Source organism: Novosphingobium kalidii (genome assembly GCF_040534015.1).
GTDB lineage: Bacteria > Pseudomonadota > Alphaproteobacteria > Sphingomonadales > Sphingomonadaceae > Novosphingobium > Novosphingobium kalidii.
In genome coordinates, this window is sequence record NZ_JBEWLY010000018.1 from 17,577 (window position 1) to 42,044 (window position 24,468).

Annotated in this window: 21 protein-coding genes and 1 tRNA gene; 9 read left to right on the plus strand and 13 right to left on the minus strand. The window is 63.4% G+C overall.

Features of this window, described 5'->3' with window-relative positions; all coding sequences use genetic code 11:
• Nucleotides 1-71: 71 nt before the first annotated feature.
• From ABVV53_RS11550 to ABVV53_RS11560, 3 genes are read right to left on the minus strand one after another with little or no spacing between them, the layout of a single operon-like run.
• The gene (locus tag ABVV53_RS11550) at nt 72-389 is read right to left on the minus strand and encodes a hypothetical protein (protein ID WP_353984578.1); all 318 of its coding nucleotides are present in this window, start codon (nt 387-389) and stop codon (nt 72-74) included.
• Nucleotides 386-2,863 (minus strand): cytochrome c oxidase subunit I, encoded by a 2,478-nt coding sequence (gene ctaD / locus ABVV53_RS11555; RefSeq protein ID WP_353984579.1) that lies wholly within the window; start codon nt 2,861-2,863, stop codon nt 386-388. The genes ABVV53_RS11550 and ctaD overlap by 4 nt, the downstream gene beginning before the upstream one ends.
• A complete protein-coding gene (locus ABVV53_RS11560; protein ID WP_353984580.1) occupies nt 2,860-3,522 on the minus strand; it encodes a cytochrome c oxidase subunit II in 663 nt (220 codons plus the stop codon). The genes ctaD and ABVV53_RS11560 overlap by 4 nt, the downstream gene beginning before the upstream one ends.
• A 27-nt stretch (nt 3,523-3,549) precedes the next feature.
• Here ABVV53_RS11560 and ABVV53_RS11565 point away from each other — a divergent pair, with 27 nt between their 5' ends.
• Entirely contained in the window at nt 3,550-4,062 is a 513-nt protein-coding gene (locus tag ABVV53_RS11565; protein WP_353984581.1) for a DUF2231 domain-containing protein, read from the plus strand.
• Here the strand turns inward: ABVV53_RS11565 and ABVV53_RS11570 are convergent.
• Both ABVV53_RS11570 and ABVV53_RS11575 read right to left on the minus strand, forming a co-directional pair.
• A complete protein-coding gene (locus ABVV53_RS11570; protein ID WP_353984607.1) occupies nt 4,032-4,529 on the minus strand; it encodes a CopD family protein in 498 nt (165 codons plus the stop codon). The two genes, ABVV53_RS11565 and ABVV53_RS11570, sit on opposite strands and share 31 nt — an antisense overlap.
• On the minus strand, nt 4,529-5,104 hold the full coding sequence (locus ABVV53_RS11575; protein ID WP_353984582.1) for a cytochrome c oxidase assembly protein: 576 nt from the start codon (nt 5,102-5,104) through the stop codon (nt 4,529-4,531). Before ABVV53_RS11575 ends, ABVV53_RS11570 begins: the two co-directional genes overlap by 1 nt.
• Nucleotides 5,105-5,708: 604 nt before the next feature.
• Here ABVV53_RS11575 and ABVV53_RS11580 point away from each other — a divergent pair.
• The 5 genes from ABVV53_RS11580 (at nt 5,709) to ABVV53_RS11600 (ending at nt 11,575) form a co-directional block, all read left to right on the plus strand.
• Nucleotides 5,709-8,528, plus strand: coding sequence for an MHYT domain-containing protein (locus ABVV53_RS11580; protein WP_353984583.1), 2,820 nt, complete (start codon nt 5,709-5,711; stop codon nt 8,526-8,528).
• 135 nt (nt 8,529-8,663) lie between these two features.
• Nucleotides 8,664-10,400 (plus strand): DEAD/DEAH box helicase, encoded by a 1,737-nt coding sequence (locus tag ABVV53_RS11585; RefSeq protein WP_353984584.1) that lies wholly within the window; start codon nt 8,664-8,666, stop codon nt 10,398-10,400.
• Entirely contained in the window at nt 10,400-10,849 is a 450-nt protein-coding gene (locus ABVV53_RS11590) for a YaiI/YqxD family protein (RefSeq protein ID WP_353984608.1), read from the plus strand. Before ABVV53_RS11585 ends, ABVV53_RS11590 begins: the two co-directional genes overlap by 1 nt.
• Before the next feature lie 55 nt (nt 10,850-10,904).
• Nucleotides 10,905-11,366, plus strand: a complete 462-nt coding sequence (locus ABVV53_RS11595) for a GreA/GreB family elongation factor (protein WP_353984585.1) — start codon at nt 10,905-10,907, stop codon at nt 11,364-11,366.
• 135 nt (nt 11,367-11,501) lie between these two features.
• Nucleotides 11,502-11,575 (plus strand) — tRNA-Gly (locus tag ABVV53_RS11600).
• Nucleotides 11,576-11,796: 221 nt separating this feature from the next.
• Here ABVV53_RS11600 and ABVV53_RS11605 read toward each other — a convergent pair.
• The 5 genes from ABVV53_RS11605 to ABVV53_RS11625 all read right to left on the minus strand — a co-directional run bounded on the left by ABVV53_RS11605 (nt 11,797) and on the right by ABVV53_RS11625 (nt 17,876).
• Nucleotides 11,797-12,714, minus strand: coding sequence for an SDR family NAD(P)-dependent oxidoreductase (locus tag ABVV53_RS11605; RefSeq protein ID WP_353984586.1), 918 nt, complete (start codon nt 12,712-12,714; stop codon nt 11,797-11,799).
• A gap of 52 nt (nt 12,715-12,766) precedes the next feature.
• A complete protein-coding gene (locus ABVV53_RS11610; protein WP_353984587.1) occupies nt 12,767-13,981 on the minus strand; it encodes a CaiB/BaiF CoA transferase family protein in 1,215 nt (404 codons plus the stop codon).
• Nucleotides 13,982-13,985: 4 nt separating this feature from the next.
• Entirely contained in the window at nt 13,986-15,002 is a 1,017-nt protein-coding gene (locus ABVV53_RS11615) for an alpha/beta hydrolase (RefSeq protein WP_353984588.1), read from the minus strand.
• 110 nt (nt 15,003-15,112) lie between these two features.
• A complete protein-coding gene (locus ABVV53_RS11620) occupies nt 15,113-16,255 on the minus strand; it encodes an FAS1-like dehydratase domain-containing protein (RefSeq protein ID WP_353984589.1) in 1,143 nt (380 codons plus the stop codon).
• Nucleotides 16,256-16,298: 43 nt separating this feature from the next.
• Nucleotides 16,299-17,876: an acetate--CoA ligase gene (locus tag ABVV53_RS11625; RefSeq protein ID WP_353984590.1), complete on the minus strand. Its 1,578-nt coding sequence runs from the start codon at nt 17,874-17,876 to the stop codon at nt 16,299-16,301.
• A 111-nt stretch (nt 17,877-17,987) separates the two neighbouring features.
• Between ABVV53_RS11625 and ABVV53_RS11630 the strand changes: the two genes are divergently transcribed.
• Nucleotides 17,988-18,788: an IclR family transcriptional regulator gene (locus tag ABVV53_RS11630; protein WP_353984591.1), complete on the plus strand. Its 801-nt coding sequence runs from the start codon at nt 17,988-17,990 to the stop codon at nt 18,786-18,788.
• 7 nt (nt 18,789-18,795) lie between these two features.
• On the opposite strand, the gene ABVV53_RS11635 is transcribed toward ABVV53_RS11630, so the two are convergent.
• Genes ABVV53_RS11635 through ABVV53_RS11645 form a run of 3 tightly spaced genes read right to left on the minus strand, consistent with a single transcriptional unit; the run spans nt 18,796 to nt 22,710 of the window.
• Nucleotides 18,796-19,248, minus strand: a complete 453-nt coding sequence (locus ABVV53_RS11635; protein ID WP_353984592.1) for a MaoC family dehydratase — start codon at nt 19,246-19,248, stop codon at nt 18,796-18,798.
• Between the two features lie 4 nt (nt 19,249-19,252).
• Complete coding sequence (locus ABVV53_RS11640; protein WP_353984593.1) at nt 19,253-21,091, minus strand: acetyl/propionyl/methylcrotonyl-CoA carboxylase subunit alpha; 1,839 nt, start codon at nt 21,089-21,091, stop codon at nt 19,253-19,255.
• 17 nt (nt 21,092-21,108) lie between these two features.
• The gene (locus tag ABVV53_RS11645; protein WP_353984594.1) at nt 21,109-22,710 is read right to left on the minus strand and encodes a carboxyl transferase domain-containing protein; all 1,602 of its coding nucleotides are present in this window, start codon (nt 22,708-22,710) and stop codon (nt 21,109-21,111) included.
• A 93-nt stretch (nt 22,711-22,803) separates the two neighbouring features.
• Between ABVV53_RS11645 and ABVV53_RS11650 the strand changes: the two genes are divergently transcribed.
• Both ABVV53_RS11650 and ABVV53_RS11655 read left to right on the plus strand, forming a co-directional pair.
• The gene (locus ABVV53_RS11650) at nt 22,804-23,679 is read left to right on the plus strand and encodes a LysR family transcriptional regulator (RefSeq protein ID WP_353984595.1); all 876 of its coding nucleotides are present in this window, start codon (nt 22,804-22,806) and stop codon (nt 23,677-23,679) included.
• 29 nt (nt 23,680-23,708) lie between these two features.
• Nucleotides 23,709-24,467 carry an SDR family NAD(P)-dependent oxidoreductase gene (locus ABVV53_RS11655; RefSeq protein ID WP_353984596.1) on the plus strand — a complete coding sequence of 253 codons (759 nt, stop codon included), beginning with the start codon at nt 23,709-23,711 and terminating at the stop codon, nt 24,465-24,467.
• Nucleotide 24,468: the final 1 nt, after the last annotated feature.

Consider the following 24,468-nt stretch of genomic DNA (forward strand, 5'->3'; position numbering starts at 1 on the left):
AAGGTCCATCGCGCCACGAAGCCTCCGGGGCGGCGCGGTTTTTCCGATTGCTGGGAGAGGTAAGCGCCGCTCTAGAAGCACATCGAGGTCGTGACGACGGGCACGCCGGTGTAGATCGTGGCGACCCATCCAATTACCGCAATCGCGACCGCTAGCCGGTTCAGGAACATCGAACCGTGCGTGTGGTGCGAAAAGTGCCAGATCATCCACGCTTGCACCGCCACAAAGGCGAGCCAGAGCGCGATCAACGCCGCCCTTCCGAGCTGGATGGGCCCCACCATCATGGCGTCCCACCCCAAGGCGCATCCAAGCCCCTGCAAGCCATAGAGGGCGGAGAAGGCGACAGCCCAGACAATCAGACCCGAAACGGCGCGCAACAAGGCGGTCATGCGATTAGCGCCGGAACATGGATGGCGAACAGCACGATAAGACCCGACCCGACTCCATAATCCGCCCACAGCTGCGCGATCCGCAACTCGGCACTTCGTTGTGGCGAGAGGAACCCGGCCCGAGCACGCAGCAGGACGAACACCTGCATCAGCAGTGCTATCGCCACGTGGAATACAGCGTACGCTATCAGCACCGCCAACACCGCGTTGTAGGCGTGTTCCGTGGGCGGCGGCGCCCGCAGCACCGCTGCACACAACGCCAGAAGCATGATCGTCAACCCTGCGATCGCCAGAGCGCCGCCACCGGTGCTGCCTCGCCTCAGACGGCGGAGTGCGCTGCGTGCTCCGAACGCGGCCAGCGCTGCACCGGCAAGGGCGGCGGCAAGATCCGCGATCCCCGCATCGAACAAGTGCGGAGGCGGCCAGGCGGGCGCGACCGTCCACAAGAAGGCGTAGCCGAACAACAGCGAGGCGAAGAATGTGCCATCGGCTGTGAGGAGAAAGATGCTGCCCCACCATCCCGGCGGGTCCTGAACTTCCGCATGCGTCACAAGGGATAGGCCGTGACCGACCGAAAGCGCTCCCACGTCCTCCTTCCGGCCGAGTTCTGCGGCCCAGCGCCAGGCCATTACGACAAGTCCCAACAGTGGCAGCAGCGTAAGCCAATAAAGCTTGAGCAGCATGAGCACGAAGAAGCCGCCGGTCACCACCGCGGTCCAGACGGGCAGGGTAGTATTGCCCGGCAGCACGATGATGTGGTCGATCTTCCCGCTGCTGGTCTTCACGGCCAATGTCTCGCGCCACCCATTACGCGGTTCGGCGAGGTAGCCCTCCCCGCGTGCCAGAGACAATGCGAGGTCGGGCTGGTCGTGAACGGGCTCGCGATCGTCCACGTGTGGAATGCTGGCGATATTGTAGCTTGTAGACGGAATGAGCATCGCCCACTCCAGCGTGCCGGCGCCCCAAGGGTTCCGCCGGCTTTTCGGCGCGTGAAAAAACTGAAGCAATATGTCGATCAGGAACAGGCCAATTCCAAAAGCGAGAATGAAGCCCCCGATGGACGAGACTAGATTGTAAGCAGTCCAGCCGATCCCCGCCGGATACGTCTCGATGCGCCGTGCCTGGCCGAGCAGGCCGACAATGTGCATCTGGAGAAAGGTGAGATTGAAGCCGACCAGGATCAGCCAGAACGCGGCCGTGCCCAGCCGGTACTGGTACTGTCGCCCGGTGAAATGCGCGAGCCAGTAGTACGCCGCCGCCAGCATCGGGAACACGAACCCCCCGAATAGCACGTAGTGAAGGTGCGCGGTCACGAAAGCGCTGTCATGCGCCTGCCAGTCGAACGGCACCACCGCGACCATCACGCCTGTGAGCCCGCCCATGACAAAGACGATGAAGAAGCCGATCAGATAGAGCATCGGCATTTTCATCTGGGGTCTGCCCGCCCACAATGTGCCGATCCAGGCGAAGATTTGCACGCCCGTCGGGATCGCCACCAGCGTCGAGGCAGCCGAGAAAAAGGCGAGCGCCATGTGCGGAATGCCCACCGTGAACATGTGGTGGACCCACAAGCCGAAGCTGAGAACGCCCAGCGCGATCACGGCACCCACGATCCAGCCGTACCCAAGTATCCGGGTGCGCGCCATCACCGGCAGGATCATCGAGACCGCTCCGGCAGCAGGCAGGAAGATGATGTAGACTTCCGGATGGCCGAACAGCCAGAAAAGGTGCTGCCATAGCAGGGAGTCCCCTCCCCGCGCGGCATCGAAGAAGGGCCAGCCGAAAGCACGCTCAAGCTCCAGAAGGATGGAGCCAAGGATGAGCGGCGGGAACCCGACCAGCATCATCATCGTGGTCACCAGCATGTACCAGGCAAACAGGGGCATCTTGTCGAGCGACATGCCTGGAGCCCGCATCTTCAAGATGGTCACGACGATGTCGACTGCGGTGACGATCGCCGAGATCTCCACGAAGGTGATCCCCAGCAGCCAGAAATCGGAGTTGATGCCGGGCGAGTAAGGCTTGGACGAAAGCGGCGTGTACATGAACCAGCCCGCATCCGGCGCGACCCCCGCCAGCATCGCGAACAGCAGCATCGATCCGCCGAACAGGTAACACCACCAGCCGTAGGCAGTCAGTCGCGGGAAGGCGAAGTCGCGTGTGCCCAGCATCTTGGGCAGCATGTAGATCGCGAACCCCTCGAACATGGGGATCGCAAACAGAAACATCATGATGCTGCCGTGCATCGTAAAGAACTGCGCGTACGCTTCCGGTCCCACGAAAGCGCTGTGCGGTGTAGCGAGCTGCGCCCGGATCAGCATCGCGAGGATGCCGCCGATCAGGAAAAACCCGAAGGCTGTCACCATCAGGCGAATGCCCAACGTGCTGTGGTTGACGCTTGAAAATGTACCGCGCCAGCCCTTCGGAGCCCCCCAGATCGCTTCGAAGGCACGGTGGAGCCGCAGCGCCTTCATGAACTCTCTCCTGTCAGGAAACCGGACCAGCCGGCGTCATCATGCACAACGACGCGGAAGGCATGGCCGGCGTGGCCGATGCCGCAATACTCCGCACATATCCCGGCATAAGTACCCGGCGCCGCAGCCTCTATGCGAAGGACGTTCCGGTGACCGGGGATCGCGTCCATTTTCCCGGCCAGCCGGGGCACCCAAAAGGCGTGGATCACGTCCCGCGTGGTCAGCACCACATCGATAGGGCGCCCGGCGGGAATATGGAGCACGTCGGGAGTTGTGAGGATGGAGCCGTCAGGTCGCTGGTGATGGAAGGTCCAGCGCCAGCGGCTGCTTTCGGCCCCTACTTCGACCACCTGCGGACCAGAGCGCGGCAGCAAGCGCTCTCCGATGATCAACCCGTAGGCGAGTAACGCCAACAGGACTGTCGAGGGAAAGACGAGGCCGCCTCCGATGATCCACTTTCGGGCAGAAGTGCTGCCATCTCCCTGCCGCAGGAAAGCCATCGTCAGCAGCGCTGTTACGAGAAGGAAGATCGCCGTTGCACCGGCCAGCATCACCCACCAGAGTGAATTGATCGCCTCCGCCGATGGCCCTGCCGGGTCCATCGTGGACAATGGACCGCTGCAGCCGGAAAGAATTCCTCCTCCCAGCGTTATGGTCATGACCGGCACAAAAACGGAAGGAGCACGATGCAAGCGCACGAGAAACGCGAGAACCAGCTTACGGATCCGATCAGCAGCAATCCCAAGTTCAACCATGCCGAGTCCCGCATCGCCATTGCCGGACATCCGGTTCATGCGATGCTGGTGTCCTTCCCCATAGCGCTGACCACTTGTGCGTGGGGCGCAGATATTTTCTACTGGGCCACCGGCGACCTGTTTTGGGCACGTGCGGCGCTTTGGGCTTCGGGAATGGCGTTCCTCATGGGGCTGCTGGCGGGCCTCTCCGGCACTGTAGAGCTGCTTGTCGTTCCAGGAATCCGCGCGCGCGCCGCAAGTTGGACTCATTTCATCATCGCCATGACGCTGCTGGCGGTGCTGGGCGCCAACTGGGGATACCGCCTCTACGGCTATGAGGAGATGCTGCTGCCCTACGGGCTGCTGCTGTCGAGCCTGTCGGCAGCGTTTGCCGGCTTTGCAGGATGGCACGGCGGCAAGCTGGTGTTCGACTATCAAGTCGGCACCTCGTCCAGCGGGAGCTGAAGTTCACGGGGCGAATGGAGCCATTCGGGGATGAAACCGTCCCCGATCCCCGGCTTGCTCAAGACCACCAAAAGAATCGCGGTCAGCAGAAAGAGTGCGGGAATGACGAACAGCAGGGGGTGCGGAGGCTGGCGCTCGTTTGTCTGCTCGCCCATCCGCACGACGATGTTTCCAACGCCGGCGTGAAGCGCCACCAGGGCACCGACCAGAACCAGCTTGGCGAACATCCAGGGCACGAAGACACCGCGCAGGAAGATGAGTCCGGTGCCAGCTGCCACCGCGATGACGGCAGCGGGCGTCAACAGATGTGTATAGCCGTAATGCGTGAAACGGCGGACTCGCGCATACTCCTCCTGATTGTCATTCGGAGTGTGCCGGGCGAGCATGAGCGGCACCGCGATCAGCCCCGCCGCCCATAAGCTTATCCCCATGATGTGGAGCGCTTTCACAATACTGATCGCCAGCATCACGAGGCACACTGCGCCAGGTTTCCGCTCCAGGCGCGCCGAGCCATCCAGATCGCGATGAGCAGATAAGGCGCCATCGCAGGAACCCACATGATAAGCCCCGCAAGCTGCTGGTCCTGAAGTGGGGTCAATCCGAACGCCAGTGGCGCCGTCAAATGATGTGCATAGAGCGGGTCGGGAGCGAAGGTCAGTAGCGCTCCCAGCAGCCCCATTTGCCCGATCGCGGCAGCCACGGTGAGCAGCGCAGCCGGCAACACGTCCTGCGCCGCGAAAACCGAGCGCCAGAACCACCATGCCGTACCCAGAAGCGAGACCTGCATAAGCCAGTAGATCGCATTGTCATTCAGGGCGGCAGTGTAAAGCGGCGGCGCATGCCACAACCACAGCGTGAGAGCGGACACTGCGAACGGCAGCGCCAAGCCGCTCTCGCGCTCTGCCGGGAAAGCGCGTGCCAGCAACGGCGCTGCGATCGCCACAAGCAGCACATGATGGACTGCCCTTGCGGAGAACAGAGCGCTGCTCAGGGCGCACAGAGGCGAGACAAACGCCAGGATGAGAAACAACCATCCTGCCATCAAAGATCGCCTGTGCTGTTGCTGAACGTACCCAGCAGAAGCAATGGCCAGCATAAGCAACGCGCCCAGCAGCCAAGGATCGAGATTCCAGCGGCCGATCCACTCTGCCGGGAGCGGCGCCGGGCCGCAGTATGGCACCTGCAACGGGATTCCCACCTCCATATTCGCTCGGAACTCCCAAAGCCTTCGCACTGGAGCCAACGCTTCTCAGCCTCGTTCTGATCTGGCGCGTTCACATGGTGAAGGGCCGATTGCCGAACTGCTCTGCCACGCCACGAACTGTGGCTGCCATCCTTAACTGCGTTGGAGAGTTCCCGTTCCGTCGAAAACTCACCGCATGCCACTCTTCTGCGCCCAAACCCGCCCAGGATCGCCGCCGCAATAAAACGTAACACTTCCGAAAAGAAATAGTCGAGAAGCTAATCGGCCTGCCAGCAGCTATTCTCAACAGCGGATCTGTCCCATCCGAACTTGCGGAAGCCAAGCTCGATGACATGGCATAAGTGAGGCACTGCTGCGTCGGAGTAGCGCAAGTACGTGAAAATGTACCTGTTTTGCTTACGTCATCATTGTCTTTCCACCCGTGCTGTGGAAGCAGCGTGGAATGTTCATCGTCGGCATTCACGACCACTTCCTTGTGATCCTTTCAGTGCTGATTGCGGCATTCGCCTCTTATACCGCCCTCAGCCTCGCGGGTCGGATGAGGGCCTCGGTGGGATTGATGAGGCGCGCTTGGCTTGGGGCTGCCGCGATAACACTGGGCGGAGGCATATGGTCGATGCACTTCGTGGCCATGCTGGCCTTCAGCGTGCCAGGAATGAGCATCAGCTACGATATTCCGCTAAGTCTTCTGTCTCTAGCCACACCTATCGCCTTTACGACCGGTGGCCTGATCGCGATGAGCTGGGGCGTGGCAACCTCGCTGCGCGTGGTCGTTTCAGGTTTGCTCATGGGCACGGGCGTAGCTGCAATGCACTACATGGGCATGGCCGCCATGCGCATGGACGCGACGCTGAGCTACGAGCGCCTCTGGCTCAGTCTCTCCGTGCTCATCGCCATCGGCGCCGCGACTGCCGCCACCTGGCTGGCGTCCCGCGATCAGCAGGCAAACCACAGGGCTGCCGCCGCGATCGCTTTGGGAGGTGCGATCGCTGGCATGCACTACGCCGGCATGAAGGCAGCTGTCTTCACTGCAGCGAGGCAGGTCGATCACGCGGGGGAGAGCGCGAGCCTCAGCCAGACGTACCTGGCAATCGGTATCACCGTGGTCACCCTCGCCATTCTCCTGCTGGCGCTTGGGGCCGCTCAGATCGATCGCGCTTTCAACGCCTATGCCCGCCGCGAGGCACGGATCGCAATGCGGCTCAGCATCGCGGACGTGCTGAGAGGGCAGCACACGCGAAGTACGCTGCAGGACATGGCTGCCATGATCGGCGCGCATTTCTCGGCCTCGCAAGCGGGCTTCGCGCAGTTCGATCCGGAGAACGAAGAGTTTCAGTTCGAAACGTGCTGGAGCGATGGGTCCGTAGCTCCCCTGGCCGGTACGCGCCCCGCGGAACAGTTTGGGTCGAAGCTCATTGCGGAACTCAATGCAGGCCGAACGGTGATTGTGGAGGACTCGCTTCAACACTCTCGGGAGGAACCGGCGCGCATCGGCAGAAGAGGCGGTGACCTGCAGACTCGCTCGCTTCTCATTGTGCCCTTTCTGAGGGACGAGCGCCTCTGGACCATTGTGTTCGTAGCCGACCGGTTCGCGCGCGGATGGCACGCCGATGACGTCCTGTTCCTGGAGGAATTGGCCGAGCGGACCCGCCTGGTCATCGAGCGGGCCGAGGTGGAAAATCAGCTCCGCCAGATGAACGCCACGCTCGAAGCGCGGGTTGAGGCAAGGTCGGCGCAATTGAGGCAAGCTGAGGAGGCCCGCCGCGAAGCCGATGCCCTTTACCGCGCCTACTTTCAAAACACACCCGATCCGCTCTTCGTCCTCGGAGTGGGTGACGGCCCCACATTCATCGTCGAACAGATCAACCCTGCTCACGAGGGGGGCGTAGGCTTCAAGCTTGAAGCTATCAAAGGCAAGCGCATCGACGAAGTCCTGCCGGCAGATACCGCGACGCGCGTGGTCGAGGCTTACCGCCACGTGGTCGAGACCGCCAAGATATTCTCGTACCGCGATATCTTCACGTTGGGAGAGCGATCGCAGTACTGGGATACGACGCTCATCCCGATGACGAATGATCAAGGCCAGGTCGTGCGGATATTCGGATCGAGCCGTGACGTGACTGCCCAGATTCTCTCGGAAGAAGCGCTCCGGCAGTCGCAGAAAATGGAAGCGATGGGCCAGTTGACCGGAGGCGTCGCCCACGACTTCAACAACCTGCTCACGCCGATCATCGGCTCACTCGACAGGCTGCAGCGCAAAGGTCTTGGCGACGAACGCGATCAGAAGCTTGTCGCGGGCGCCATGCAGGCGGCTGAACGCGCAAAAACCCTGGTACAACGTCTGCTCTCGTTCGCGCGTAGGCAGCCACTGCAGACGGTACCCGTCAACATCGTCAGCCTCGTGAACGGGATGGCTGACCTCATCTCAAGCACCGTTGGCCCTCGGATCGCAACCGTGGTGGAAATGGCAGACGATCTCCCTCCCGCTCTGGCTGATCCCAATCAACTTGAAATGGCATTGCTCAACCTCAGCGTGAATGCGCGTGACGCGATGCCCGATGGAGGCACGTTGCGCATCGCGGCATCGGCTCTCACCGTCGGGTCTGGCGAGCTAGGTGATCTGCAGCCTGGCGAGTACGTATGCCTTTCCGTCACGGACGACGGCGTCGGGATGGATGAGGCGACTGCCAGGCGCGCAGTGGACCCCTTCTTCTCGACCAAGGGCGTTGGCCGCGGCACCGGCCTCGGATTGTCCATGGTGCATGGCCTCGCCGCGCAGCTTGGCGGAAGGTTGACGATCAAGAGCAAGCCCGGACTCGGGACGCAGATCCAGCTTTGTCTGCCGCGCAGCAACGAAGCCCCCGCTTCCGATATGCCCGCTCATGAGCCGATCGTCGCCCCGTCTATTGGGACTGTGCTCCTTGTCGACGACGAGGATCTGGTGCGGGACACCACTACCGACATGTTGATAGACCTTGGCTATCAGGTCCATTCCGCCCGCTGCGCCGCAGAAGCTATTGAGTTGATCGACAAGGGCCTGGTGCCTGACTACCTGGTCACCGATCACCTGATGCCAGGCCAGTCCGGAACTGAGCTGGCCTGGCACGTCCTTGGGGTGCTACCTGCCACAAAGGTGATTATCATTTCCGGATACGCCGAGGCCAACGGTGCGGATCCCCGGCTGTCCTTGCTGAGCAAACCGTTTGTGCAGGCAGAGTTGGCGGCAAAGCTTGCCAGGCTAAGCGAGGGCCCGTCCACCTGAAGGCATGCTTCCGGTCACGGGTACTCGCACGCAAGACCCCCTCCTATTGAAATTGGACGGGCAATCTCCTAAGTATAGGCGCTTCTGCGCATGCGAGCCCGCCTCGTTAGGCGAGCCCTCATTTAAGCAAGAGCCATGACCTTCACCACTTACTCTCCGCTTCTATCCGAAGCGCTTATCGCGCGTGGCTATACCACGCCCACGCCCGTTCAGGCGGCCGTGCTCGAACCTGAAGCAGCAGGACGCGACCTCGTCGTGTCCGCGCAGACCGGTTCAGGCAAAACCGTCGCGTTCGGCCTCACAATGGCCCCGCAGTTGTTGGACGACGAGGGCAGGCCCTTGCCTGCCAGCTCGCCTCGTGCACTGATCATCGCACCGACTCGTGAACTGGCCCTGCAGGTCAGTCGCGAACTGTCGTGGCTCTATGAGAACAGCGGGATACGCGTCGCGACGTGCGTCGGCGGCATGAATCCTTCGGTCGAGCGACGGGCGCTCAGCCAGGGCGCTCAGATCGTTGTCGGGACGCCCGGGCGCCTGCGTGACCATCTGGAGCGCGGTGCCTTGGATCTGAAGGCCCTTGCGGCCGTCGTGCTCGATGAGGCGGACGAAATGCTCGACATGGGCTTCCGCGAAGATCTTGAGGAACTGCTCGACGCCACACCTGCCGAGCGGCGCACCCTGCTGTTCTCGGCGACGATGCCGAAGCCGATCGTAGCGCTCGCCCGCCGCTACCAGCGCGATGCCCTTCGCATCTCCACCGTCAGCGACGATCGCGGACATGGTGACATCAGCTATCAGGCGATGGCCCTCGCTCCGGCGGATATCGAGCGGGTGGTGGTCAATCTCCTGCGGCTGCACGAGGCTGAAACCGCGATCCTGTTCTGCGCAACCCGCGACAACGTGCGGCACCTCTATGCCAGCCTTACAGAGCGTGGATTTGCTGCTGTCGCGCTCTCCGGCGAACACAGCCAGAATGAGCGCAACCAAGCGCTGCAGGCATTGCGCGACCGTCGCGCCCGCGTCTGCGTCGCAACCGATGTGGCGGCTCGCGGCATCGATCTTCCCAGCTTGACGCTGGTGATCCACGTCGAGATTCCTCGCGACGCCGAGACGCTTCAGCATCGCTCCGGACGCACGGGACGCGCGGGCAAGAAAGGCACCGCCGTGCTGCTGGTGCCTTATCCGCGCCGCCGCCGGGTCGAAGGTATGCTTCGCTCTGCACGTATCGCGGCCGAGTGGTTGTCGCCCCCGACCGCCGACGAAATCCGCGCTGCCGACAACGAAAGATTACTAGGTGCGCTGCTCGCGCCGGTCGAGCCGGATGAAGCCGATCACGTACTGGTCACACGCCTTCTGGCTGAGCGCAGTCCCGAGGAAATCGCCACGGCCCTGGTTCAGGCACACCGCGCCCGGATGCCGCAGCCAGAAGAGCTGCTGAGCGCCGAGCCGGCGCCTCGCGCTCCGCGTGAGGGGTTCGAGCAGAGCACTTGGTTCCGCCTCAACATCGGCCGCGATCAGAGCGCAGACCCCCGCTGGATCCTGCCGCTGCTATGCCGCCGCGGGCACCTCAACCGTGGAGAGATCGGTGCCATCCGCATCTCCGCGAAGGAAACCATGTTTGAGGTGCCAGGCGCAGTCGCGGACCGCTTCATGGCGGCCGTCCGGCGCACAGCAGCGGATGAAGACGACGGGGTGGAGATCGTTCCCATGGACGGCCCTCCCCGCGCCGAAGCGAAGCGGAACAAACGGGAACATGGCGGCCCCAGTCGCCAGGGCAGACCAGGTGGCGGAGCCCCGCGTGTATCCGGTGAAAGGTCGCACGCGAAGCCTTTCCACAAGAAGCGCCCACCGCAAAGGCGTCCTGATCGGTGATCCGTATCCTCGTGGATGCGGACGCCTGCCCAGTGAAGGAAGAGGTTTACAAGGTCGCCGCCCGCCACGGCGCCTCGGTGGCGATTGTCAGCAACAGCCCGATCCGCGTGCCAGCCCATGCGTGGATCGAGCGGGTGATCGTCTCCGACGGCTTTGATGCGGCGGATGACTGGATTGCCGAACGCGCTGCGCCCGACGCGATCTGTATCACGGCGGACATTCTCCTGGCTGACCGTTGCCTAAAATCCGGCGCAGCGGTCATCGCGCCAAATGGGAAGCTTTTCACTCTGAACTCGATCGGCGCTGCCATCGCCACGCGGGCCATCATGGCGGATCTGCGTGCCGGCGGAGATGCAGTCGGCGGACCACCGCCCTTCAGCAAGAACGATAGGTCACGTTTTCTCTCGTCGCTCGATGAGGCGCTGGTGCGCGCCAAGCGGGGACGTTGATGCCGAACGCCGCTACGGCCGTGACGTGCGGTCCGTTCTTGCCGGAGAAGGCACCGTGAGCGTCGCCTTTCGTCGAGAGGGCGACGATGAACACCTAGAGCCCAAGTTCGAAATACCGATCCCGCCGGGACCGAACCTCGTCACCGCCCGCGGGCAGGCGTTGATCGCTGATCGAGTGACCGCGCTCCAGGCTCGAGTTGCCCAGGGCGGCGATGAGACAAGCGTCAACGCCGCGAAGCGCGACCTGCGTTACTGGCAAACGCGCCAGATCACCGCCGAACTCGCCCCGGCATCGGACGGGGCAGCCGTCGCGTTCGGCAGCACAGTCACGTTCCGGCTCGACGGCAAGACGCGCACAGTGACAATCGTGGGCCATGACGAGGCCGATCCGGCAAAGGGACTGCTCTCCTTCACCGCTCCCCTGAGTCGCGCTCTGCTGGGGGCGGAGGCAGGAGAGGTGCTGGCGTTTGGCACGCGAGAAGATGCGATCGAGATCCTGACCATCACGATGGAATAGCTGCATGGTCGTCGCGCACGGCAACCGGGCAGGCAGCAGGGTTTCGCGTTGCAGCCAACGCGCGAATATGGCAGTGAGCCGTATCGCTCACGGTCTACGAAGCGGCAGCCATGCCGTCCTCAGCCGGACCGTCTTGCGGGTGTAGCTCAATGGTAGAGCAGAAGCTTCCCAAGCTTACGACGAGGGTTCGATTCCCTTCACCCGCTCCAAATTCTTCAGTAGAAGATTCAGGCTGCCCTAAGCAGTTGCGCTGCCAGTCATCCAGTCCGGCCTCAGCTTGATGGACGTCAGCACGGTGCGTTGGTGATTCCCGCGGCCGCGATTGCCGTCTGAGGGGTGCCGCCCCGTGTGCCCACCTTGCGGGACATCGCTCTTCCTTCCACGCGATATCCCGCTTGATGACTTCGGCCATCAACGAGATGACCGCCGGTTAGCTCTGCGCCTCACGGATCATCTTAAACCCGTAGAGGAGGTGCTCCAGCTGGCCGTCCGGCACAGGTGGGAAGGCGAGTTGCTCGCAGCCCGAACGAATGGCATCGATTTTCTCCGCCACGTCCTCCAACGTCCACTCGGGTTCAAACAAACCCGCATTCTCCGCCACCCAAGCTCGCGCGATGCGGCCGCCCATGGCGACGTACATTTCACCGCTGGCAGAGCAATCCTCGTGGCAGAGCCAGCCGACCATGGGCGCGACCTGCTCGGGTTCCATGGGCGGGAACTTGCTGGTGTCGATCCCCTCCGACATGCGGGTGACGGCAGCCGGCACAATCACGTTCGACTTCACGTTGGCATTCTGACCCTCAATGGCAGCCGTGTTGGACAGCCCCATGAAGCCAGCTTTGCACATCGAGTACGTGGCGTTGTCCGCCTTGCCGTAAAGGCCATTGATCGAGCTTGTCAGGACGATGCGTCCATACTGCTGCGCCATCATGTGCGGGAAAGCTTCGCGCACCACATGATAGGCACCCTTGAGGTGCACATCGAGAACCGAGAGGAAGTCCTCATAGGCCAGTTCGCTCAAACTGCCGCGCCGCACGTTGCCCGCCGAGTGAATCAGGATATCGATCCGCCCGAAGCTGTCGAGCGCCGACTGGATGATCGCCTTGCCTCCCTCAGGCGTTGCGACGCTGTCTGTGTTGGCGACCGCTTCGCCTCCCCGTGCCCGGATTTCTGCGGCGAGCGCTTCGGCAGGGCCTTCGTCTGTCACATCTCCCGCCATGGAGACGCCCGGATCGTTCACGACGATCTTGCAGCCCCTGCCGGCCAGCAGCAGCGCGTGCGCCCGTCCAAGACCACGGCCGCCGCCGGTGATCACGGCAACGCGGTTATCGAAGCGCAATTCTGCCATGTCTCATCCTCTGCTGGTTCATGTGCGGTGTCCTCTTATCGAAGCACCGAGATCAGGCAACGACTCCCGACGCCCTGAGGGCAGCTATCCGCTCCGGCGAAAGATCGAGCACATCGGATAAGATGGTGTTCGTGTGCTGGCCCAAGACGGGCGGCGCTTCGGGCAACGGCTGCTCGGCATCAGTGAAGCGGATCGAGCGGTTGACGATCGGGATTGGCCCCAGTGACGCATGCTGCGCTTCGACAACCATTTGCCGTGCCACCGCCTGCGGCTGAGAAAGCGCCTCTGTAACGCCGAGAATAGGCGCGTGCGGCACTTCGTACGTCGTGAAAATCTCGACCAGTTCATCCACGGTGTGCTGTTCAGTGAAGGTGGACACTATGGCGTTCACGTCTTCCCGCGCGTCGCGACGCTTTTCCAGCGTGTCGTATCGCGCATCCTCGGTGAGGTCGGGCCGCTGGATCGAACGGCAGATGCGGCTCCAGAAGCTGGGTGTCAGGCAAGCAACGACAATCGAGCCGTCCTTCGCCGGGAAGATGCCGTAAGGCACGAGGTTGGGGTGCTGCGAGCCGACCCGCTGCGGGTCCTGTCCGGTAAAGAATGCAAGCTGCGCGATGTAGCCGAGCATGCCCATCAAGCCGTCCATCAGGCTGACATCGATGTGCCGCCCGACGCCCGTCCGCTCGCGCTCGTAGAGGGCAGAGAGAATGCCAATGGGGCCGTTGATCCCTCCCACCAGATCGCCCAGGGGAATGCCAAGCTTCGTCGGCAGTCCGTCACGCTCGCCGTTCATCGACAACGTGCCCGACATCGCCTGCAGAACGATATCGAAGCTGGGCCGGTCCTTGAGCGGTCCGGTCTGCCCATATCCCGAGATGGAGCAATAGATCAGGCGTGGGTTGATCGCCTTCAATGCCTCATAGCCGAGCCCGAGGCGTTCCATCACGCCGGGCCGGTAGTTCTCAACCAACACGTCGCACTTGGCAGCGAGGTCCTTTACCAGGGCCAGCCCTTCGGGGTTCTTGAGGTCGACGACGATCGACTTCTTGCCCCGATTGACCGCCAGATAGTAGTGGCTCTCACCATCACGGATCGGTGGGAACGTGCGCGTCTCGTCTCCAGTGCCTGGCGGCTCGATCTTGAACACCTCGGCGCCCAGGTCCGCGAGCGCCAGGCTTGCTGCGGGTCCGGCCAGGACGCGCGTGAAATCGATCACCCGCACACCGGCCAAGGGCCCTTTCCATTGCGTCTGTTCACTCTGGGTCATCGGCTCATTTCAGGTTTTCGCGAAAGAACGCGACGATCGCCGCATAGGCGTCGCGCGCTTCGGGAAGAGCGAGATTATAGTAGTAACAGTGGCCCATGCCTTCACCCACGATCAACGTCGAACGAACTCCCGCCTTGATGAGCTGCGAATTCGTGTAGATCGCCGGGCTGAGATCAACCGCCCGCGTGCCGGTGATGATCAGAGCGGGTGGGAATTTCGCGAGGATCTCGGGATGGAAGGCAGGCCAGGCGCTGGCGTCATTGTTGTCGGTGCCGGAGAAGTAACCCTTTGTGATGTCGATCGGATCAGTCCCATCCGCAGGCGGTGGAGGGAAGAATCCGTCGAGGTAGCCAGCGATGTACCCGGACTCGCCCGCCTCGAAAGGCACGCCACCCGCACCGAAGATGCCGATCGCGCCGGCTTGCGGCAGCCCGCGCGCTGACAGCCAGGCAGCGACTTGCGCAGTCAGCGCCCCGCCGGCCGAGCCGCCGTAGATGCCGATCCGCGGCGGCGCATAGTCCTGCAGGAGCGCGGCATAGACGGTAGCGACGTCCTCTACGGCGGCGGGGTGCCGGTGCTCGGGCGCCATGCGGTAGTTAACGGTGATCACCCGGTAACATCCCAGGGCGGCCACCGGGATCGCTTCGATGAGCGCTATGCCCTCCCAACCCAGCGTAAACGCGCCCCCGTGCAGGTTGATGAGCACACGATCGCGGTCATGACTGGCATCGCGCGGCGTGATCTCCAGCACATCGATGCCGCCGATCGTAGTGCCGGTGATCTTGACTGCGAACTGCTCGCGCAACTTGGCGACCGCCGGAGCCACCATTGCGTTGATCTGCTTGCGGCGCGTGACGGCATCTGCGGATTCAGCCGTGTCGAACGGCTGGGCGCTACTGCGGCCCCGCTGTGCCGCGGCAGCTTCTTCGCTGACCAGCTTCGACACGGGCAGCACGAAACCCGGTACGCGAACGTCATCGTTTGCCTCGAATATCGGTTTGGCGGCTGGGTCTGCCTCCACATCCCTCTCCATTCTTGTCGCAACCAGTCTGCTTACGACAAGGCCCGAACCTCATAGAAGGTCCGGGCCCTTGTCGTCATGCCGGTTTACGAGCAGGCATGCTCAGGGGATCAGCCCTTGCTCGGCAGTTCCGCGACGGCGGTACCGAACGCAGAGAGCTCACCGCGGTGGGTGGTCGCCTTCTGCTCGATTTCGACGTACTTCTTGCCGTTCTCTTCGAACTTGCGCTTCACCTCACCCGTGATGATGATCGCATCGCCATCGGGATTGTGACGGCGGATCTGGCAGCTCGACTTGTGGAGGAAGCCGTCATCGCCGATCCAGTCGGTGATGTGGTGCGTCAGCCACGAGGTACGCTCTGGACCGTAGTCGTAAGCACCGGGCGCGCCGACCTCGAGAGCGAACGCCTCGTCCCAGTGCACGCGCTCCGGGCAGTCCGGCACGTTGAAGCGGTTACGGATGCCCAGGCCCGGATGCGCCTTCTGCATCTTGTACGCCAGACGGTTGGCGCGGATGTAGAGGCCGCCCCAGCCCTGTGCGTAAGCGATGAAGCCGGTGACGGTCATCGGGCCCTTCATCATCGGCGGCAGCTTGTCGCCAACGCTCACGTCCTCGAAGTAGCGCGGCGTGGCGCCACGGATCTCTTCACGGTCGTAGATGTCGTAGAATTCGTCGAGCTGCTCCTGCGTGAAGGGCTCAACGCGACCACGCGCTTCGGTGTACTTCGTGCCACGCTCACGCGCCTCGTCACGATCGGTACGGAACACCCAGGAGTCCGCACCGGCGACCTTGTCACCGTGCTGGTTGAAGAAGTCGACGTGGTAGATCTGCTGGAACGAGCGACCGGCGAACTTGGTCTGGTGCTCGACGAGATCCTTGAGGTGTGCCTCGGTGTGGATCGTGTCGTTGCGCAGAACCGGCTTTTCCCAGGTCCAGTCTGCGCCCGCCCACATGGCGTGCACGCCCGAGAGGCCGCCGCAGTAGCCGGATACGATACGGCTGGTGGTGAACAGGAACGAAGGGAGCGCTACGAGCGTGCCGTACTTGGTGTTCTTGGCGTACTCGGGGTCGCACCACAGTGGGTTATCGTCACCGATGCCATGCGCATAGTGACGGATCGCGTCACGGCTGGCTTCATAGTTCCAGGGCTCGACCGTGTTCTCGATCTTCACGCCGATACGCGCGCGCAGATCGTTGAGACCTTCCTCGGTGATCTTGGGGAACTTGTTCTTGGGAGCGTCTGCTTCTGCCATCTAACTCTTCCTGACTAGAATTCGTTTGGTTCGTGGGATTGTATTAAGCGACTGCGGCTTCGGCAGCCTTCGCTGCCTCGCGGTCCCGCAGCATCTTGCGGTGGACCTTACCGGCGGGGTTCTTGGGCAACTCGTCGACGAACTCGACGATGCGCGGGAATTCATGCTGAGCAAGGCGCTCGCGGGTGAAGTCCTGCAGTTCCTTGACGAACTCGTCGCTGCCTTCGCGGTTCGCGACGACAAAGGCCTTCACCACTTGCCCGCGCTTCTCGTCGGGTACGCCAATAACGCCGCACTCCAACACATTGTCGTGGCGCAGCATCGTGTTCTCGATTTCGACGGCGGACATTGTCCACCCGGCCGAGATAATCACGTCGTCGGCACGGCCGCAGTGATAGAAGTAACCGTCCTCGTCTGTCTTGGCGCGGTCCTTTGTGGTCATCCAACCACCGCCCCGCCACAGCATGAGTTCGCCGATCTCACCGGGATCGGTGACAGTACCGTCGAGACGGTGCACTTCCAACTTCTGGCCCGGAACCGGCTTCCCGAGCGACCCCGGCTTCACGACGAAGTCCTGGGCGCCTGGATAGTTCACCAGAACCACGCCGATCTCGGTCGTGCCGTACATGGAGCAGGCGGGTACCTTGAAGTACTCGTCGATCCACTCCAGCGTCGCCGGGTCGATCGGCTCACCGGTGTAGGACAGCTTCTTGAAGTGGAAGCTGAAATCGCCGCCCTTCCCGCTGTTCTTCATCATCCGGTAGTGGGTCGCCGCCGCGGACATGTTGGTAATCTTGAAGTCGTCCAGCGCCTTCATCAGACGCACCGGATCGAAACGCCCGGCGAACGTGCCCGTGGTCACGCCCATTGCCAGCGGCGCCAGCGTGCCGTGCCACAGACCGTGACCCCACGCAGGCGAGGACGGGCAGAAGAACTCATCACCCGGACGAATGCCGGTGCCGTAAAGCGCCGCAAACATCAGCGTCACCAGAGTGCGGTGCGAGTGCTTGACCGCCTCCGGCAGCTCGCGCGTGGTGCCGCTGGTGTACTGGAAGACGGCCATGTCATTGGCTTTCGTCTTCGGCGTGTAGGTGGTCGGGTACTTCGCGATCACATCCAGCAGACCGTCATCCGCTACGACGACGCGCGGCTTGCCATCGACCGCCACGGAGCGAGCAAGTTCAGCTTTCTCGGTATTGGTGATCAGGATCGAGGGATTGCAGTCGCCGACGCGCAACCGCAGCGCGTCCGGGCCGAACAGCGTGAACAGAGGTACTGAAATTGCACCTGTCTGCATCGCGCCAAACAGGCAAACATAGAAGGGCAGCGAAGGCTCGAGCATGAAAGCGATACGCTCCCCCGGCTGCACACCCTCGGCGTCAAGCCAGTGCGCAAACTGCGCGGCGCCTGCAGAGATCGTATCGAAGCTCAGGATCTCGTCCGATCCCTCGGCATGGGCAATCCGCACGGCCGGGCGGCCGGAGCCATCGGCATGACGCGTGATGCACTCATGCGCGATGTTAAGGTGCTCGCGATCACCATCGAACAGCTCCCAAAGTGCCGCCGAATTGGCGTGCGCCTGGCCATCGGCATAGCTGGTGTAGTCGGTGAGCCTGGTCATCAATCAATCCCACATGCTGCGCTGAGTCGCGCCAGTCATTTTTCTTGCGTTGAGCGCTGATGGCACATTCACCTTGTCATTGCAAATATTGAACGCTATTCAACATATTGAATGAAAAGCGATCAGCATCCCGGGACAGACTCGCAGCTCACGACCAGTCTGAAGGCGAGCAAGGCCCCTGCAATATCCCGGGCTGCGGCGATCTTGCGCCTCTTGGGCAAGCGCAGCCAGCCAATGGGTGTGCAGGCGATTGCGCGCGAACTCGGGCTGGTGCCGAGCACATGTCTCTATGTCCTGCGCGCGCTGACTGAAGAGGAACTGGTCGCCTTCGATCCCGACACGAAGCGCTATGCTTTGGATGCCGGGGTGCTGACGCTGGCGCGGCAGTGGCTCCGGCACGACCAGTTCCATGAACTGGCACAACCTCTTCTGGACAGGCTGGCGCGGGAGTTCGGCCTAACGACGCTGGGCGCGCAGCTCTTCGGCCTCGATCACATCATCGTGACGGCGATGTCGCAATCGGGCGAGGCTTTTCAGCTCTCCACGCAAGTGGGCAGCCGCTTTCCCGCCCTTGTTTCCGCAACGGGCCGCTGCATTGCGGCGTTCGGCGGCTGGCCGGACGCGCAGCTCAAGCCGCGTTTTGGGAAGCTGCGCTGGGATGAGGCACCCTCGTGGGAGGAGTGGAAGGCGCAGGTCGCCGAAGCCCGCGAGACGGGGATTGCAGTGGACGCGGGGCACTACATTTCCGGAGTCACCGTGGTCGCCGCGCCCGTCTGGAAGGCGCCGGGCCGGCCGAGCCACGCCCTTGTCGCCATCGGCATCGGCAGCGCCATGCGCGGCGAGGGCCTCCCTCGCCTGAAGGAGACCCTGCTGGCCGCCTCGCGCAGCCTGAGCGATCAGCTCTCGGGCTGACCGCGCGTCAGGCGTCCCGCTTCTTCAGCAGAACAGTGCGAAGCATTGAGAGCGCAGTTTCACCACGCTGATTGGTGAGCTCGTGTTTGAACACCACGATGCCCTGCGTCGGCCGCGACTTGCTCTCGCGCATCTCGACCACTTCACTGGTGCAGGTGAGCGTATCCCCGATGAAGGTCGGCTTCGGTGTAACCACTTTGTCGAAGCCGAGGTTGGCGACCAGCGTGCCGACGGTCGTGTCGGCGATCGAGAGACCGACAGCGAGGCTGAAAGTGAAAGTCGAGTTTACCAGGATCTGCCCGAACTCGCTCGCCTTCGCGGCTTCCGCATCGAGGTGCAGCGGCTGCATGTTGTGCGTCATCGCCGAGAACAGCAGGTTGTCGGTTTCGGTGACGGTGCGGCTCGGCTGATGGGTGATTGTCTCACCCACCTGCCACTCGTCAAAAAACTTGCCGGGCATAGTCTTATTCCTGTTCCTCGATCCGGGCGAGCAACGCCTCAACCTGCACCTGCTGTCCGGCTGATGCGCTCAACTCGGCCACCACGCCATCGAACGGCGCGGTCAGCGTGTGCTCCATCTTCATCGCCTCCAACGTGAGCAGCTTCTGCCCCGCGCTGACGGTCTGGCCCGCTTCGACGTCCACCGAGATTACCTTGCCGGGCATCGGCGCCAGGATCGCTCCGGATCCGGCTGCCGCGCCGTGCACGCCCTCGCGCCGCCAGGGAGAAAGCTGCCATGCCTGGCCCTGCTCGGTCACCAAAACGGATTCCGCAGGATCGTCACTGCCATCCCCGATGGCGATCTCCACTTCCTGCCCGTCGAGCAGGAACCATGCCTTGCGCACCGGGGCCGCGTTCAGGCGCAGGCCGGGCATGGCGTAAGCTGCCACTAGCGAGTCCGCCGCCGCCTGCAGGACTTGTGGAGAAGGCTCGGGCACTTGTGCCATAGCCTCGCCATCGCGGCCGATCAGACCGGTGTCGACGGTCCCGGCCACGAAGTCAGGATGCTCCAGAGCTTTCACCAGGAACGAAGCGTTGGTCTTCACAGGCCAAACGGCGCTGTCCGAGAGCATCTCCGAGAGCCGCTCGCGCGCTTTGTCGCGGTCCTCGCCCCAGGCGATGACCTTGGCGATCATCGGGTCGTAGAAGGGAGAAACTTCCGCGCCTTCGTAGACGCCGGTGTCGATGCGGCCGCCTTCGGCATCGCCAAACTGCAGCAGTTCCAGCTTGCCGATGGAGGGCAGGAAGCCCTTGGCGGGGTCCTCCGCATAGAGGCGCGCTTCCATCGCCCAGCCGTCGATGCCGAGCTCGTCCTGCGCGACCGGGATCGGCTCGCCACTGGCGACGCGCAGCTGCCACTCAACAAGATCGACACCGGTGATCTCTTCGGTCACGGGGTGCTCTACCTGCAGGCGGGTATTCATCTCCATGAACCAGATGCGGTCGGCACGCAGGCCCTCCGATCCATCGGCGATAAACTCGATCGTACCGGCACCGACATAGTTGACTGCCTTGGCAGCGCGCACTGCCGAGGCGCAGAGCTCCGCGCGGGTGGCCGCGTCCATGCCGGGCGCGGGCGCTTCCTCGATCACCTTCTGGTGGCGGCGCTGAAGCGAGCAGTCGCGCTCGAACAAGTGGACGACGTTGCCGTGGCTGTCGCCGAACACCTGCACTTCGATGTGGCGGGGCGAGAGGATATACTTCTCGATCAGCACGTGATCATTGCCGAAAGAGGACGCCGCCTCGCGCTGGCACGAGGCGAGCGCGTCGATGAAGGCGTCGGGGCTCTCGACCAGACGCATGCCCTTGCCACCGCCGCCTGCAACAGCCTTGATCAGCACGGGGTAGCCGATCTTCGCGGCTTCCTCAGCGAGGAACGCAGGGTCCTGGTTCTCGCCCATGTAGCCCGGCGTCACGGGCACGCCCGCTTCGGCCATCAGCTTCTTGGCCGCGTCCTTGAGGCCCATCGCATCGATCGACGAGGGGTTGGGGCCGACCCAGACCAGCCCTGCGTCCTTGACCGCTTGCGCGAACTCGGAGTTCTCCGAGAGGAAGCCGTAGCCCGGGTGGATCGCTTCGGCGCCGGTCTGCTTGGCGGCGGCGATGATGCGCTCGCCGATCAAGTACGACTCACGCGCTGGCGAGGGGCCGATGTGCACAGCCTCATCGGCCTCGCGCACATGCAAGGCTTGCGCGTCGGCGTCCGAGTAGACGGCTACGGTGCGGATGCCGAGCTGCCGCGCAGTGCGGATGATCCGGCAGGCGATTTCGCCACGGTTGGCGATGAGGAGGGATTTGATCATGGTGCTTCCTCCAGTCATCACATCCGGAACACCCCGAAGCGGGGTGCCTCCGTTATCGGCGCTTCCAGGCAGGCGGACAAGGCCATCGCCAGCACGTCACGCGTTTGCACGGGATCGATCACGCCGTCGTCCCACAGGCGGGCGGTGGCGTAGTAGGGGTTGCCCTCGTCCTCGTACATCTGGCGGATCGGGGCCTTGAAGGCCTCCGCTTCCTGCGGCGTCCACTTGGCGGCGTCGCGGTGGACGGTCGCCAGCACCGATGCCGCCTGCTCGCCGCCCATCACCGAGATGCGGGCGTTGGGCCAGGTGAAGAGGAAGCGCGGGTCATAGGCCCGGCCGCACATGCCGTAGTTGCCGGCGCCGAAGCTGCCGCCGATCAGTACCGTCAGCTTGGGCACTTGCGCCGTCGCCACCGCGGTGACGAGCTTGGCACCATGCTTGGCGATGCCCTCAGCCTCGTACTTGCCCCCGACCATGAAGCCCGAGATGTTCTGGAGGAACAGCAGCGGGATCTGGCGCTGGCAAGCCAGCTCGATGAAGTGTGCGCCCTTCTGTGCGGACTCGGAGAACAGCACGCCGTTGTTGGCTAGGATCGCCACCGGCATCCCCCAGATATGGGCGAAGCCGCAGACCAGCGTGCTGCCGTAAAGCGCCTTGAACTCGTGGAACTCGCTGCCGTCGACGATGCGCGCGATCACCTCGTGCACGTCATAAGGCGCGCGCACGTCTTCGGGGATGATCGAGTAGAGTTCCTCCGGATCGAAACGGGGCGGGCGCGGCTCCTGCAGCGGCAGGTTGTGCTGATGCGCCGGGCCAAGATGACTGACGATATCGCGCACGATGGTCAGCGCATGCTCGTCGCTGTCGGCGAGGTGGTCGGTGACGCCGGATTTGCGGCTGTGGAGGTCGCCGCCGCCAAGGTCCTCGGCGCTGATCACTTCACCCGTCGCGGCCTGCACCAACGGCGGGCCGGCGAGGAAAATCGTGCCCTGCTCTTTCACGATAACGCTCTCGTCGCTCATCGCGGGCACGTAAGCGCCGCCTGCGGTGCACGAACCCATGACGCTGGCGATCTGGGGGATGCCCTTCGCGCTCATGTTCGCCTGATTGAAGAAGAACCGGCCGAAGTGGTCGCGGTCGGGGAAGACCTCCGCCTGGTTGGGCAGGTTCGCGCCGCCGCTGTCGACCAGGTAGACACACGGCAAGCGGTTGGCCTCGGCGATCTCTTGCGCGCGGATGTGCTTCTTCACCGTCATCGGGAAGTAAGTGCCGCCCTTAACCGTCGCGTCGTTGGCGAAGACCATGCACTGCCGGCCCGAGACGCGGCCAATGCCGGCGATGATGCCAGCGCCCGGCACTTCGTCGTTGTAGAGGCCGTTCGCGGCGAGCTGCCCGATCTCCAGAAACGGCGAGCCGGGATCGAGCAGGCGCTCCACGCGATCGCGAGGCAACAGCTTGCCGCGGCTAAGGTGCCGCTGGCGCGAGCGTTCATCGCCACCGAGTGCGGCCTTGGCGACTTTGTCACGAAGTTCCTGGGCCAGCCCGCGGTTGTGCGCGGCGCGGGCCTGCGCCTCGGGGCTGGCGAGGTCGAGTTTGCTCTGGAGCACCGGGGCGCTCATCATCTCTCTCCTGGCGGTTTATCGCGTCTATCTAGCCATAGCGCCCGAGCGACGGAAATTGAAAGTTGCAAGGGTTCGCCATAGACAGCTTCTATGATCGACCAATACATGCTGCGTTACTTCCTGGCCGTGGCCGAGCTCGGCAGCTTCAGCCGCGCGGCCCGGAGCGTCAGCGTGACGCAGCCCACGCTTTCGGCCGGGATCGCCAAGCTGGAGCGGGAACTGGGCGCGCGCCTGTTCGAGCGCGAGAGGAAGGGCGTCTCGCTCACACCTGCCGGCAGCCGCTTCCTCGCGAGAGCGCGGCGGATTGCATCGGAGTACCAGCAAGCGCTGCTCGAAGTTCAGGCCGAACCCGAGCCCCGCGTGCTGCGCGTGGGCGTGCTCGGCACGATACCCACGACGCTGGTGGAAGGCGTGCTCGAACGTCACGCGGCCGCAAGGCGGGGTGAGGAAGTGCTGGAACTGCTCGATGGCTCGGAGCGCGAGCTGGCCGAGCGGCTCGACCGCGGCCGGATCGACGTGGCGCTTACCGTCGTGCGCCCGCACCATGCCCGCTTCCCGACCGAGGTCCTCTCCCGCGAGCGGTATATGATGGTGCTGCCTCCCGATCATCCCCTCGCCCACGAGCAGGAGGTGCAAGCCGAACAGCTCGCGCGCGACCGGATGGCCTTGCGCCGCCACTGCGAGGCCCTGCCCGACATCAACCGCTTCTTCACTCAACGCGGCGTGCGGCCGCGGTTCGTGCTCAAGACCACAAGCGACGCGCGCGTACTGTCAGTGGTGCGCGCAGGCGCCGGCATCGGAATGATGCCTGAGGGGTTTGCCGATGATACCGTGCGCTTCGTGCCGGTGCGTGATTTCGAGCTGATGCGCGAGGTGGGGTTCGTCTACGCCGGAGCGATGCAGCGCGAGATCGGCCAAGACAGCCCCTTCATCGCGCTTGTCCGAGAGCAGTACGGCAGGGCATGAACTCACTGAAATAAGCAGGGAGAGATCGGATGCAGGCTTCGTCGATGGAAGGTAAAGTCGCGCTGGTAACCGGCGCTGCGGCGGGGCTGGGCCGGGCCACGGCGCTGAAGCTGGCCCAAGCTGGTGCGGATGTCGCTGTTGTCGATATCGCCGAGGACGGGCTGGCCGAGACCGCGAGCGGCGTCGAGGCCGCCGGGCGCAAGGCGCTGGTGTTATCGCTGGATCTCTCGGAGCGAGCAAACTGCGCTACGGCGGTCGAGCAGACGCTCGGCACTTTCGGAAGACTCGACGCCTTGTGCAACGTGGCAGGCGTCATGAAGCCTGGGCCCACAACCGCGTTCGTCGACGAGGCCTGGGACCTGACCATGAAGGTCAATCTCGAAGCGCCGTTCTTTCTGATCCGCGCCGCACTGCCGCACTTGCTGGAGGCGCAAGGAGCGATCGTCAACGTAACGTCATGCGCGGCATTCCAAGGCCAAGCCTACTTCGCCGCCTATTGCGCCACCAAGGCCGGGCTCACCCACATGACCAAAGCCCTGGCAATGGAGTACATCAAAGAGCCGATCCGCATCAACGCGGTGGCGCCGGGCGGAATGATGACCGGCCTCGTCCATGGCATGGCGGCGCTTGCGGGCTGCGACCGGGAGCTGATCGGCCGAATGGGCTCATTGCGGGGGATGTGCGAAGTGGATGAAGTAGCGGATTGCGTCGCCTTCCTCGCCAGCCCGGCGGCCAAGTCGTATCACGGAGCCTGCATCAACGTGGATGCGGGGATCACGGCGGACTGAT

Bases quoted from the DNA above. Each gene is read 5' to 3' on its own strand.
- ABVV53_RS11580 (WP_353984583.1), top strand. From the start codon at position 5,709: ATGTTCATCGTCGGCATTCACGACCACTTCCTTGTGATCCTTTCAGTG.
- ABVV53_RS11565 (WP_353984581.1), top strand. From the start codon at position 3,550: ATGCAAGCGCACGAGAAACGCGAGAACCAGCTTACGGATCCGATCAGC.
- ABVV53_RS11650 (WP_353984595.1), top strand. From the start codon at position 22,804: ATGATCGACCAATACATGCTGCGTTACTTCCTGGCCGTGGCCGAGCTC.
- ABVV53_RS11620 (WP_353984589.1), bottom strand. From the start codon at position 16,255: ATGGCAGAAGCAGACGCTCCCAAGAACAAGTTCCCCAAGATCACCGAG.
- ABVV53_RS11560 (WP_353984580.1), bottom strand. From the start codon at position 3,522: ATGACCATAACGCTGGGAGGAGGAATTCTTTCCGGCTGCAGCGGTCCA.
- ABVV53_RS11655 (WP_353984596.1), top strand. From the start codon at position 23,709: ATGCAGGCTTCGTCGATGGAAGGTAAAGTCGCGCTGGTAACCGGCGCT.
- ABVV53_RS11575 (WP_353984582.1), bottom strand. From the start codon at position 5,104: ATGGCAGGATGGTTGTTTCTCATCCTGGCGTTTGTCTCGCCTCTGTGC.
- ABVV53_RS11635 (WP_353984592.1), bottom strand. From the start codon at position 19,248: ATGCCCGGCAAGTTTTTTGACGAGTGGCAGGTGGGTGAGACAATCACC.
- ABVV53_RS11625 (WP_353984590.1), bottom strand. From the start codon at position 17,876: ATGACCAGGCTCACCGACTACACCAGCTATGCCGATGGCCAGGCGCAC.
- ABVV53_RS11550 (WP_353984578.1), bottom strand. From the start codon at position 389: ATGACCGCCTTGTTGCGCGCCGTTTCGGGTCTGATTGTCTGGGCTGTC.
- ctaD (WP_353984579.1), bottom strand. From the start codon at position 2,863: ATGAAGGCGCTGCGGCTCCACCGTGCCTTCGAAGCGATCTGGGGGGCT.
- ABVV53_RS11640 (WP_353984593.1), bottom strand. From the start codon at position 21,091: ATGATCAAATCCCTCCTCATCGCCAACCGTGGCGAAATCGCCTGCCGG.
- ABVV53_RS11630 (WP_353984591.1), top strand. From the start codon at position 17,988: ATGAAAAGCGATCAGCATCCCGGGACAGACTCGCAGCTCACGACCAGT.
- ABVV53_RS11570 (WP_353984607.1), bottom strand. From the start codon at position 4,529: ATGCTGGCGATCAGTATTGTGAAAGCGCTCCACATCATGGGGATAAGC.
- ABVV53_RS11610 (WP_353984587.1), bottom strand. From the start codon at position 13,981: ATGACCCAGAGTGAACAGACGCAATGGAAAGGGCCCTTGGCCGGTGTG.
- ABVV53_RS11645 (WP_353984594.1), bottom strand. From the start codon at position 22,710: ATGAGCGCCCCGGTGCTCCAGAGCAAACTCGACCTCGCCAGCCCCGAG.
- ABVV53_RS11585 (WP_353984584.1), top strand. From the start codon at position 8,664: ATGACCTTCACCACTTACTCTCCGCTTCTATCCGAAGCGCTTATCGCG.
- ABVV53_RS11605 (WP_353984586.1), bottom strand. From the start codon at position 12,714: ATGGCAGAATTGCGCTTCGATAACCGCGTTGCCGTGATCACCGGCGGC.